Below are 10330 nucleotides of genomic sequence, written 5' to 3' on the forward strand. Positions count from 1 at the left end.
CCAGCCTCCCGGCGAAGCGGGAGGATGGGATCGATGCGCGCCGTGCTGTGCCGGGAATTCGGACCGCCCTCCAGCCTCGTCCTCGGCGAGGCGCCGGCGCCGCGGCCGGGCCCGGGCGAGGTGCTGATCCGGGTCGAGGCGGCGGCGGCGAACTTCCCCGACACCCTCATCATCCAGGGCCGCTACCAGGCGCGGCCGCCCTTCCCCTTCGCCCCCGGCGGCGAGGTGGCGGGCAGCGTCGCGGCGCTCGGCCCGGGCGTCGCCGGCCCCGCCCCCGGCACGCGGGTGCTGGCGATGACCGGGCATGGCGGCTTCGCCGAGCTGGCGGTGGCGCCCGAGGGCAATGTCGTCGCCCTGCCGGACGCGATCGATGCCACGACCGGCGCCGCCCTCTCCTACGCCTATGGCACGGTGCTGCACGCGCTGCGCGACCGCGCCCGGCTGCGGGCCGGCGAGACGGTGCTGGTGCTCGGCGCCGGCGGCGGCGCCGGCCTGGCGGCGGTGCAGGTGGCGCGGCTGATGGGCGCGCGGGTGATCGCCGCCGCCTCCCCGGCCAAGCACGCGGCCTGCCGCGCCGCCGGCGCCGAGGCGGTGATCGACTACACCGCCGAGGGCTGGCGCGAGGCGCTGAAGCCGCTGGCGCCCGAGGGCGTCGAGGTGATCTTCGACACCGTCGGCGGCCCCTATGCCGAGCCGGCGCTGCGCAGCATCGCCTGGGGCGGGCGCTACCTCGTCGTCGGCTTCGCCGCCGGCGACATCCCGCGCCTGCCCTTCAACCTGGCCCTGCTGAAGGGCTGCGACATCCTCGGCGTCTTCTACGGCAATGCGGTCAAGCGCGACCCGGCGGCGAACCGGGCGCTGATGGCGCAGCTCTTCGACTGGATCGCCGCCGGCGCGCTGCGCCCGGCCATCGCCGAGACCTGGCCGCTGGAGCGCGCGCCGGAGGCCCTGCAGGCGCTGCTGGAGCGGCGGGTGACCGGCAAGATCGTGCTGGTGGTGTGATGCCAGGCGCGCGAAGGTTTCACCTTCGCGCGCCCCCTCAATCGCCGGGCGCTGCCTCCGGCAGCTTGGCTTCGCGCCGTCGCGCCGTCAGGCGCGCCTAGCGGCGCGACGCGCGGCGCCCATTCGGGGGCTCGGCCCTGCGGGCCGCAGGTTGGAATTGCGTGCGCCGGGGCCGATCCCGCCGCTCACCCGCGGACGATCAGCCCGTCCACCGCCAGGATGCGGCTGCCGGCGCAGATCAGCGGGTTGACGTCGATCTCGGCGATCCGCTCGCGCTGGTCGGCGGCGAGCTCGCCGACGCGGCGGATGATCGCCGCCAGCGCCGCCTCGTCGACCGGCGGCAGGCCGCGGAAGCCCCGCAGCAGCCGGTATCCCTTCAGGCGCCGCAGCATCGCCCGCGCCTCGGCCTCGCCCACCGGGGCGAGCGCCGTCGCGCTGTCGCGCAGCAGCTCCACCAGGATGCCGCCGAGCCCGACCACCACCATCGGCCCGAAGAGCGGGTCGCGCCGGGCGCCGACCACGATCTCGATCCCCTGCGGCACCATGGGCTGCACCAGCACGCCGTTGATCCGCGCCCCCGGCGCGGCGCGCGCGGCATTGGCCAGCACCGCCGCATGCGCCGCCCGCACCGCCGCGGCATCGGCGAGGCCGAGGCGGATGACGCCGGCCTCGGTCTTGTGCGGGATGTCGGGCGATTCGACCTTCAGCGCCACCGGATAGCCGAGCGAAGCCGCGGCGGCGACGGCCGCCTCGGCATCGGCCGCCAGCCGCTCCTCCACCACCGGCACGCCATAGGCGGCGAGCACCGATTTCGCCTCGCGCTCGGTGAGCGTGGGCCCCGCCGCGTCGAGCAGCGCGGCGGCGCGCGCGGCGGCCTCGGGCGGGGCCAGGCGCGTCGCCGGATCGGGCGCCGCCGCCCCTTGCGTCGCCCGGCGCTCGGCGCGCGCCTGCCAGGCGGCGAGGGCGGCGAAGCAGCGATCCATGGAGCGGAACAGCGCCACCTGCGGATTGGCCTCGGCGGCGCGGGCGCCCGGCCCCTCCAGCCATTCCGTCAGCCAGACCACCGCCGCCGCCTTGCCATGCGCCGCCGCCAGCTCGCCGAGCAGGGCGAAGCGCGGCGTGGCGAATTCATAGGCATAGCCGTTCGGCAGGATCACCGCGCCATAGGCGGGATCGGCGCAGAGCGCCTCGGCACAGGCGCGGAGCGAGTCCGGGTCGTTCAGCACCTGCGCGGTGATGTCGACCGGGTTGCGGCTGGAGCCGAATTCCGGGATGCGCGCGGCGAGCACCGCCTGCGCCGCCTCGCCCGGCTGCGGCAGCGTGACGCCATGCGCCTCCGCCTTGTCGGCCGCCATGATGGCGGCGCCGCCCGAGGTGGAGACCACCGCGACGCCGGGCGCCCGGCAGGGCGGCGCCTTGGCGAGGAAGGCCGCGGTCTCGAGCAGCGCGTCGAACTGCTCCACCATCACCACGCCGGCGCGCTCGAAGGCGGCGCGGTAGGCGGCGTCCGAGCCGGCCAGCGAGCCGGTATGCGACAGCGCCGCCGCCGCCCCCTGCTCGCCCGTCGCCAGCTTGAAGACGGCGAGCGGCTTGTCCGCCGCCCAGGCGATCTCGGCCGCCTCGACCAGCCGGCGCGGCTCGGCCATGCCCTCGAAGACGCAGGCGATGGCGGCGCAGCCGGGATCCTCGGCCAGCAGGGCGACGCCATCGGCGACATCGAGATCGGCGGAATTGCCGAAGGCGAGGACGCGGCCGATGGCGACGCCGCGCTCGACGCCCTGCGCCAGGGCGAAGCCGAGATTGCCGGACTGGCTGACGATGCCGATGGCCGGCCGATCGGGCGGCGCTGCCGGGCGCGGCACGGCGGCGAAGCTGATGGTGGCGCCCGAGGCGTAGTCCAGCATGCCGATGCAATTCGGCCCGATGAGCCGGACGCCGCCCTCCCGCGCCATGGCGGCGATGCGCGCCTGCAAGGCGACGCGCTCCGGCCGGCCGGTCTCGGCGAAGCCGGCGGCGTAGAGGATGGCGGCGCCGACCCCGGCCTCGACGCAGTCGCGCACCACCCCCTCCACCGCCTCCATCGGCGCGGCGCAGACGACGAGGTCCGGCACCTCGGGCAGCGCTGCGATGGCGGCGTGGCAGGGCTGGTCGCCGAGCCGCTGGTAGCGGCTGTTCACCAGGTGCAGCCGGCCCGCATAGCCGGCGAGGTTGCGCTGCGTGCGCTCGCCGAAGGAGCCGGCGCGCTCCGAGGCGCCGATGATGGCGATGCTGCGCGGATGCAGCAGGCGGCCGAGCGCGGCGGCGCGGGCGAGCGGGCGGGGGCCGGTGGGCAAGGCGGGACTCCTCACGCGGGCAGGATGCGGCGGCGCTGCAATTCCGCCAGCCATTCGTCGAGCATCACGGCGCTGTCGATGCAATCGCCGAAGCCGGCCTGGCGGATGGCGATGGTCGAGAGGATGGAGGCGGTCTGGCCCGGCCGGGCGAAGGCGAAATCGGCGAATTGCCAGGAGCCGCCGATGAGCTGCTCCAGCGTCCAGGGCGCCAGGCCGTGCCGCACCGCGATGCGCTGCCAGACCGGGCCCTTGTCGCCCATCAGCACGGCGAGCGACATCGGATGCGGCGCCCCCATCTCCAGGCCGAAGCGCCGCGCCACCAGCGGGAACAGGTCCTGCCAGAGGAAGACATCGCCATTGGTGACGTTGAAGGTGCGGTTGGCCGCGCCCTCCGCCCCCGCTGCCCAGAACATCGCGCGCGCCAGCAGCCGCACATCCGTCGCCTCGGTGTAGCGCGCCCCGGCGCCGGGCCAGACCAGCGGCACGCCGAGCTCGCGGCTGATGGCGGCGTAGCAGCCGATGGCCGAGAGCAGGTTCATGGAGCTGCCGAGGGCGAAGCCGATCAGCGCCTGCGGCCGGACGATGGTGAAGGACCAGCTGGCGCGGGCCTGCCGCTCGCGCACCAGATCCTCCTGCGCCCAGTAGAAATTCGGGTGGATGTGGCGCGGCGCGCTTTCCTTGCCCGGGATCGGCATCTGGCCGAGATGCACGCCATAGGCCTTGGTGCCCTGCAGCAGCGAGAGGTGCCGCAGCCCGGGATTGCCCGGTTCCAGCGCATCGAGCAGGTTGCGCAGCATGGCGGCGTTGGTGGCGATCTGGTCCGCCTCCAGCCAGCCGCGGCCGAGATCGGGCTTCTCGTAGAGCGCGCCGTAGACGATGCGCCCGATGTCGCGCAGCGGCGCCAGCGCCGCGCGGCAGGCCTCGGCATCGGTGAGATCGACCGAGAGGAAGCGCGCCCGGGTCTCGAATTCCGGCTGGCGCCGGGCCAGGGCGATGATGTCCCAGCCCGCCGCCTCGTACTCCGCCAGCGCCGCCCGACCGACCAGGCCGAGGGCGCCGGCGATGAGCACCGTGCCTGTCATGCCGAGCGCAGGCCGGCTTCGCCGCCCTGCCCCTCGGATGCCGGGCGCCACGCATCCGCGTGGCTTGGCTTCGCCACGCTTGCGGCGGCGCCCATTCGGGCGCTCGGCCCTGCGGGCCGCGGGCCGGAGGCTCGCGCGCCCGGCCTCACGGCCGCCCGCCGCTGACGACGAGGGTCTGGCCGGTGACGTAATTCGATTCCGGGATGCAGAACAGATAGACCGAGCCGGCGGCCTCCTCCGGCCGGCCGCCGCGGCCGAGCGGAATCATCTTCTCCGCCGTCTGCAGCACCTCCGGCCGCACGCCGACCGGGATCTCGCGGCCGGAGATGTCGATGCTGGCGCCGCCATGCGCCGGCGCCTCGGTCAGCCGCGTCATGATCAGGCCGAAGGCGACGGCGTTGACGTTCACCTTGTAGCGCCCCCACTCCTTCGCCATGGCCCGCGTCAGGCCCTGGATGCCGGCCTTGGCGGTGGAGTAGTTCGCCTGCCCGGCATTGCCGAAGACGCCGGAGGTGGAGGAGATGTTCACCACCTTGCGGAACACCTCCCGCCCCTCCTCGGCCTCCCGCCGCGCCGCCTCGCGGATGAAGCGCTGCGCCGCGCGCATGATGCGGAAGGGGGCCGTCAGATGCACGTCGAGGATGGCGTACCACTGCTCGTCCGTCATCTTCTGGATGACGTTGTCCCAGGTATAGCCGGCATTGTTGACGATGATATCGAGCCCGCCCCAGCTATCGATGCCGGCGGCGACGAAGCGCTCGGCGAAGCCCTCCTTGGTCACGTCGCCGTTGCAGGCGATGGCCTCGCCGCCCATCGCCTTGATCTCGGCCGCGGTCTCGTTGCCCGGCGCGTCATCGAGGTCGTTGACCACGACGCGCGCGCCCTCGCTGGCCAGCTTGAGGGCGATCTGCCGCCCGATGCCGCGCCCCGAGCCCGAGACCAGCGCCACCTTCCCCTCGAGCGTCCCTGCCATCTCCGATCCTCCGTCCTCTCGGTCTCATACTCGTTGCCGGACGCCTGGCCCGCAGCCGGCCGAGCGCCCGAACGGGCGCCGCGGCTCATGCCGCGCAGCCAAGCTGCCGCGGGCAGCGCCGGCGACTGAGGGCAGCGATGGGTCACCATCGCTGCACACCTCCATCAGCGCCCGGTCCAGCGGGGCGCGCGCTTCTCGATGAAGGCGCGCGGGCCTTCCTTGAAGTCCTCGGTGGCCCGCACGCGCCCGCTGGCCTCGCGGCTCACCGTCCAGAGCTCGGCCTCCGGCAGGTCGGCGGCGCGGCGCGCCACGCCGAGGCTCTCGCGCACCGCGATCGGGGCATTGGCGGTGACGCGATGCGCCAGGTCGAGCGCGACCGGCATCACCTCATTGGCCGGCACCGCGGCGTTGATCAGGCCGAATTGCGCCGCCTGCGTCGCCGGGATCGGCTCGCCCGTCGCGATCATCTGCAGGGCGATCGCCTTCGGCAGGGCGCGCGGCAGGCGGAAGACGCCGCCGGCGCCGGCGACCAGGCTGCGCTTCACCTCCGGCAGGCCGAGATTGGCATGCTCGGCCGCGACCGCGAGATCGCAGGAGAGCAGCAGCTCCAGCCCGCCGGCCAGCGCATGGGACTGCGCCGCGGCGATCCAGAGCTTGCTGCGCTGCGCCCGCACGAAGCCGCCGAAGCCGCCCTTCTCGGTGGCGAGGCTGGCGCTGTTGCCGGCCGCCACCTCCTTCAGGTCGGCGCCGGCGCAGAAGGCGTGCTGCCCGGCGCCGGTGAGGATGGCGACCCAGAGATCGGGATCCGCCTCGACCCGCTCCACCGCCGCCTCCAGCCCGGCGGCGACGGCGCCGTTGACGGCGTTGCGCGCCTCGGGCCGGTTGATGGTGACGAGGGCGATATGCGGCGCGGTGACCTCGAAGAGAACGGCGTCGGGCATCAGGCGGGGCTCCAATCCTGCAATCCATCCGCGGCGGGGCGCAGCACCCCCGGCGCGCCGATCGGCGTGCGGTCGGCGCGCTTGAGCAGGGCGATGGTCGCCGCATCGCTGCCCGGCACGCGGCCGAGGGCGCGGCGGCCATCGCCGGTGCGCAGGATCACCACGCCATGATGCGGCGCGCCGTCGCGGTCGTGCAGCACGGTGAAGGTCTCGATCGCCGCATCGCCCTCGGCCGTCTCGGCGAAGGCGGGCACCGGGCCGCGGCGGCTGTCCGCCTCCGCCTGTACGGAATAGTCCTGCGGCAGGCGCCATTGCCGCGGCGGGCGGCTGGCCAGCACCACCGCATGGTGCTTGGTGACGAACTCGCCCTGGCCGTAGAGCAGCGCCGCGCTGTCCGGTCGCTCGCGCAGCGCCCGCGTCATCGCCGCCGCCGCATGCGTCATGTAATTGTTGAGCGGCGCGCCGAAGAAGGTGAGGCCGCCGGTCGTGGTCGGCGCCAGGCCCGGCGGCAGGCCGAGCCGGCGCGAGGCCATCTTCGGCACGCAGGGGAAGCAGGAATAGAGCTCGCAGGTGGTGAATTCGGTGCCCTCCGCCTCGGCGATGCGGCCGCAGGCATCGAGGACGGCATTCTGCGCGTGGCTCTCATGGTAGTGGTCGCGGTTGAGGTAGTCGCGCGGCTCCACCGCCGCGGCGCCGGCCCAGAGATAGACCAGCCGGTTCTCCGGCACGCCGGCGGCGCGCGCCCGGGCGAGGCTGGTCAGCAGGATGGCGCCGCCCTGGTTCACCATCGGGTTGGCGACCTGCAGCTTGGTATAGGGGTAGGCGATGGGCCGGTTGGCCGGGCCGGGCGTGCCGATCTCCTCCGGCGAATATTCCCGCTTCAGCCAGGCTGCCGGGTTGCGCGCCGCGACCGAGGAGAAGCGCGACCAGAGCGCCGCCGATTCCGCCTGCCCCTCCGCCGGCGTCTGGCCGAGGAAGGCCTCCACGGCATTCTCGTAGAAGGGGTAGACCGAGACCGGATCGGCGACGCCGAGCCGCACCGAGAGCGGATGCAGGAAGTCGCGGCCGCGGGTGCGGCTCCAATTCGGGTCGGGCGTGGTCCAGGGCAGCGTGATGCCCTGCTTCTGCGCCTGCGCCACCGCATGCGTCGCCTCGGCGCCCACCACCGCGGCGACCTCGCTCTCGCCGCGGGCGATGCGGTTCGCCGCCTCGTGCATGTGCCGCACCGGGCTCTCGCCGCCGACCGGGCCATAGACCAGGCGGCGCGGCCGGAGGCCGAGCTGCCCGGCCAGCGCCGCCGGCAGGTCGCCATAGGGCCAGGAGACGGAGTTGACGATGTCGAGGCTGTCGAGCGCCGCGAGCAGGTCCGGCGCGCCGGCATCGGCGGCGGCGCGGCGCAGCGCCTCGGCCATCAGCGCCGCCGGCTCATGCGCCTCGCGCGGATCGGCCGGGCGCTCGGTGATCTCGCCGGCCCCGACGATGACGGGAATGCGGTCGGCCTCCATCTCAGGACTCTCCCTTCCAGATCGCCAGCGCGTCCAGCGCCTCGGCGCCCGCCGTCGTCGCGCGCAGCGGGTTCACTTCGAGCGAGAGGAGATCGGGGCCGAGGGCGAGCGCCGCATCGCCGATGCTTGCCACAGCCTCGGCCGCCTTCCGCCGGTCGATGCCGGGCGTGCCGCGATAGCCGTCCAGCAGCTTCGCGCCGCGCAACTCCGACAGCATCTCCAGCACCTCGGCCGGCGTCACCGGCAGCAGGCGGATGGCGGTGTCGCGCAGCGCCTCCACCCAGATGCCGCCGAGGCCGACCGCGATGGCCGGGCCCCAGAGCGGGTCGCGCAGCACGCCGACGAAGAGCTCGATGCCGGCGTCGCGGCGCATCGGCCCGACCAGGATGCCCTCGATCCGCGCCTCCGGCTTCGCCGCGCGCACGCTCGCCATGATGCGCCCGAAGCCCTCGGCGACCGCCGCCTCGCCCTCGAGGTTCAGCAGCACGCCGCCGATATCGGATTTATGCGCGATGTCGGGCGAGGCGATCTTCAGCACCGCCGGGCCGCCGAGTGCGGCCGCCGCGCGCACCGCCTCGGCGGCGCTGCGGGCCAGCGTCAGCGGCACCACCGGCACGCCGCGACCGCCGAGATAGGCGAGCGTCGCATGCTCGCTCGCCGGCCGTTCGGGCGCCGGCGCGGGGGCCGGCGGCGCCGCGGGCAGGCCGCGCTCCTGCCGCTCGGCCCAGGCGAAGGCGCGGCCGATGGCCCCCAGCCCGTGCAGCACGCCGCTGCCGAGATAGGAGATGCCGGTCTCGGCCAGCAGCGCCCGGCCCGGCTCCTGCACCGGCCGGGCCATGACGCTCAGCATCACCGCGGGCTTGCCGGCGGCAGCGAAGCCCTTGCCGATCTGGCGCACGATCTCGCCGCGATAGCCGGCGATCTCCTCCGGCGTGTCCGGCAGGTCCATGAAGCAGGCGAGCAGGCCGAGCGAGGGATCGCCGCCGAAGGCCGGCAGGGAGCGGGCGAAGAGCGAGGCGTCGAGCATCGCGCCGCCGGTCACGTCGAGCGGGTTGTTCGGCGTGCCGAAGGCGGGGAGGATCTCGCGCAGCGCCGCGCGCGTCGGCTCGGCAAGGCGCGGCACCGCGACGCCGGCGGTCTCGGCATGGTCGGCCGCCATCTCGCAGATGCCGCCCGAGATGGAGACGAGGCCGAGCCGGCGGTCCCGCAGATGCCCGGTGCGGGCCAGCAGCGCGGCGGTGAAGACCAGGTCCTCGATGCAGGAGACGCGTATGATGCCGAGCTGGCGGCAGACCGCCTCGAAGACCCGGTCGTCGCCGACCAGGGAGCCGGTATGCGCCTCGGCCGCCCGCGCCGCGGTCTCGCTGGCGCCGATCTTGATGGCGACGATCGGCTTGTCGGCGGCGAGCGCCCGGCGCGCCGCGGCGGCCAGCAGCGGCGCGTCGTGCACCGTCTCGAGGAAGAGGCCGATCACCTTGGTCGCCGGGTCCTCGACCAGGAAGTCGACGACGCGGGCGACGTTCACATCCGCCTCGTTGCCGGTCGAGACCTGGTAGGAGAGGCCGATGCCCTGGCGATGCGCGAAGCCGGCGATGAAGCCCGCCGTCGCGCCGCTCTGCGAGACGACGCCGATGCTGCCGCCCTGCAGGACCGGCATGGGCGGCTGGGTGGTCCAGATCGGCACCCGGTCGGCATAGTTGATGAAGCCGAGGCAGTTGGGCCCCAGCAAGGTCACCCCTTGCGCCCGCGCCGCGGCCAGCAGCGCCTCCTGCCGCAGCGCGCCCTCGGCGCCCACCTCGGCGAAGCCGGAGGTCAGCACCACGGCATGGCGGATGCCGGCGGCGTTGAGATCGGCGAAGGCCTCGGCGATCGCCTGCTCCGGCACCATCAGCAGCGCCGCATCGACCGGCTTGCCGATGGCGGCGCAGGAGGTGGCGGCGGGCAGGCCATGCACCGTGCCGCCCTTGCGGCTGACCGGATGGACCTTGCCGGCGAATCCCAGCCGCTCGAAATTGGCGAAGGCGGCGGTGCTCCAGATGGAGCGCTCCGTCGCGCCGACCAGGGCCACCGAGCGGGCGCGGAACAGGCCGGCGAGGGAGGCGGCGCTCATCGGCGCGCCGCCCTGGCTGCGGCACGGGCCGGCATACGGCCCGTGATTCGGTCGGGCATGGACGGTCTCCCCTGTCGCGCGGGCGAGAGCGGCGTCCCCCTGCCCGTCTTGTCCCGGCCAGGGAAGCGCGATACCGCGCGCTTGTCCATGCGGCGGCCGGCGCAGGGCGGCTCATACCCGGCGCAGGCCGGTGAAACCGTCCTGCGCTCGGTATCATACGAACGGCATGAATGGCTCGTTCATGCCGAGCGCCCGAACGGGCGCCGCGGCTTATGCCGCGCAGCCAAGCAACTGTCTTTTGTGTGAATGTGGTGTTTTAGGCTGGGGCGTAGGGTTTGTTGTCGCGGATGAGTGCGTTGGCGAGGACGATGAGCTTTCGCATGA

Annotated in this window: 7 protein-coding genes; 1 reads left to right on the top strand and 6 read right to left on the bottom strand. The window is 74.3% G+C overall.

All coding sequences use genetic code 11. The features are described from left to right. Positions 1-33 precede the first annotated feature (33 nt). Positions 34-1002: an NADPH:quinone oxidoreductase family protein gene (locus DOO78_RS15050; RefSeq protein WP_111470666.1), complete on the top strand. Its 969-nt coding sequence runs from the start codon at positions 34-36 to the stop codon at positions 1000-1002. A 185-nt stretch (positions 1003-1187) separates the two neighbouring features. Here the strand turns inward: DOO78_RS15050 and DOO78_RS15055 are convergent, their stop codons facing one another. The 6 genes from DOO78_RS15055 to DOO78_RS15080 form a co-directional block, all read right to left on the bottom strand. After that, a complete protein-coding gene (locus DOO78_RS15055) occupies positions 1188-3335 on the bottom strand; it encodes an acetate--CoA ligase family protein (protein WP_207802914.1) in 2148 nt (715 codons plus the stop codon). A gap of 11 nt (positions 3336-3346) precedes the next feature. Next, entirely contained in the window at positions 3347-4417 is a 1071-nt protein-coding gene (locus tag DOO78_RS15060) for an SDR family oxidoreductase (protein WP_111470668.1), read from the bottom strand. A gap of 145 nt (positions 4418-4562) precedes the next feature. Beyond that, positions 4563-5390, bottom strand: a complete 828-nt coding sequence (locus DOO78_RS15065; protein WP_111470669.1) for an SDR family NAD(P)-dependent oxidoreductase — start codon at positions 5388-5390, stop codon at positions 4563-4565. Positions 5391-5554: 164 nt separating this feature from the next. After that, positions 5555-6331, bottom strand: coding sequence for an enoyl-CoA hydratase-related protein (locus tag DOO78_RS15070; RefSeq protein WP_111470691.1), 777 nt, complete (start codon positions 6329-6331; stop codon positions 5555-5557). Next, the gene (locus DOO78_RS15075; protein WP_111470670.1) at positions 6331-7836 is read right to left on the bottom strand and encodes an acetyl-CoA acetyltransferase; all 1506 of its coding nucleotides are present in this window, start codon (positions 7834-7836) and stop codon (positions 6331-6333) included. Before DOO78_RS15075 ends, DOO78_RS15070 begins: the two co-directional genes overlap by 1 nt. A 1-nt stretch (position 7837) precedes the next feature. Further along, positions 7838-9946, bottom strand: coding sequence for an acetate--CoA ligase family protein (locus tag DOO78_RS15080; RefSeq protein ID WP_111470671.1), 2109 nt, complete (start codon positions 9944-9946; stop codon positions 7838-7840). Between the last annotated feature and the right edge of the window lie 384 nt (positions 9947-10330).

Origin of the sequence: Roseicella frigidaeris, assembly GCF_003258945.1 — a bacterium.
Classification (GTDB): Bacteria; Pseudomonadota; Alphaproteobacteria; order Acetobacterales; family Acetobacteraceae; genus Paracraurococcus; species Paracraurococcus frigidaeris.